The following is a 925-nucleotide window of genomic DNA, read 5'->3' as shown; positions in this document are numbered from 1 at the left end:
TCCTTCAATTGTATAAGTATCTTTCATTATACATTCTCCTTTAGACGAAAATTATTGCGGGTTGGCTGTATAGCCCGCTTCCGCAACAGCAGCCACAATGGCCGCACTATCTACTACTTGATCATCAAATCGGACCGTTAAAACTTTACTTTCAACCGGTACATCCGCTGCTTCAACGCCATTTAAGCCAGTTACTTCCTTTTCAATACGCGCCTTGCAGTGGGCACACGACATATCTGGGATTAAGTAAGTTTTCGTATTCATATTAAATTGCTCCTTATTTATGTATGTTTGGTTATATTGTTTACATTTGTAATCTTAATAAGTTTAATATACCTAGAAAGACTACAATTGTCAACGATAAACTCGCTATTTTCCCGTTTCATGAAAAACGACAGCTAAATAACTAAGGAATACCTATCCGGTTAAATCGTAGATCTATTTCCTTTGCAACTAGATCTAAATGACCAATTCCATAAATATAGATGGCTTTGTATTCAGTAATGTCCTGACTAATCTGGTTTAAACTACCGTCTTGTGTTAATTCAGAGGCCTTTTTTAAAAGCGTACTATAGTCCGTTAACACACTAGAAATCCCAATATTAATTTCTTGAACCAAAAAAAAGCAGGACTATCAAAGCCCCGCTTATGAACATCTTATAAATCTTGTATCTAATTAGCTATTCCAAATATCTTCTAAAATGTTTGTTTGCGTCCGATCTGGACCCACAGAGAATGTTGCGATGTTCACGCCAACTAATTCCGATACACGTTCAACGTATTTGCGTGCATTTGCTGGTAATTCTTCTAAAGTCTTACAAGCAGTAATATCTTCTGACCAACCTGGTAACTCTTCATAAACTGGTGTACATTCAGCCAATTGTTGTAGACTAGCTGGATAATGTTCAATACGTGTACCGTCTGC

3 protein-coding genes are annotated in these 925 nt (G+C 36.9%); all 3 read right to left on the bottom strand.

Annotated features, from left to right (window positions below):
- Positions 1-51: 51 nt before the first annotated feature.
- Entirely contained in the window at positions 52-264 is a 213-nt protein-coding gene (locus tag ACRCJ0_RS15850; protein ID WP_026465553.1) for a heavy-metal-associated domain-containing protein, read from the bottom strand.
- A 142-nt stretch (positions 265-406) separates the two neighbouring features.
- Positions 407-619: a hypothetical protein gene (locus ACRCJ0_RS15845; protein WP_431391143.1), complete on the bottom strand. Its 213-nt coding sequence runs from the start codon at positions 617-619 to the stop codon at positions 407-409.
- Between the two features lie 57 nt (positions 620-676).
- On the bottom strand, positions 677-925 hold a 249-nt coding region (locus ACRCJ0_RS15840; protein ID WP_431391142.1), incomplete at its 5' end, for an adenylosuccinate synthetase.

Source organism: Aerococcus sp. L_32, from assembly GCF_050689315.1.
The sequence above is the reverse complement of the archived record's forward strand: the minus strand, read 5'-3'. Positions and strand labels throughout refer to the sequence as shown.